Below are 223 nucleotides of genomic sequence, written 5' to 3' on the forward strand. Positions count from 1 at the left end.
AATACCTTTCATCGTACAATAAAGTACCTCAATAATATCATCGAGCAAGATCATCGACATGTGAAACGTCGATTTTCTCGTTCCTTAGGCTTTCAAAGTCTTCGCCATGCCTCACGTACTATTAAAGGTATAGAAACTGTTCATGACATATATAAACAAAAGCGAAGTCTTCAACCAAACTTCGTTTTTTCGACGTATAACGCATTACATGAATTATTAATAG

1 protein-coding gene is annotated in these 223 nt (G+C 35.0%); it reads left to right on the forward strand.

Going from position 1 to position 223, the window contains the following annotated elements; all coding sequences use genetic code 11:
• Nucleotides 1-223 (forward strand): DDE-type integrase/transposase/recombinase (locus tag JDS96_RS31660; protein WP_199669198.1); only part of this gene is annotated, 223 nt, incomplete at both ends.

Origin of the sequence: Bacillus cereus group sp. N21, from assembly GCF_016483395.1 — a bacterium.
Taxonomy (GTDB): domain Bacteria; phylum Bacillota; class Bacilli; order Bacillales; family Bacillaceae_G; genus Bacillus_A; species Bacillus_A pseudomycoides.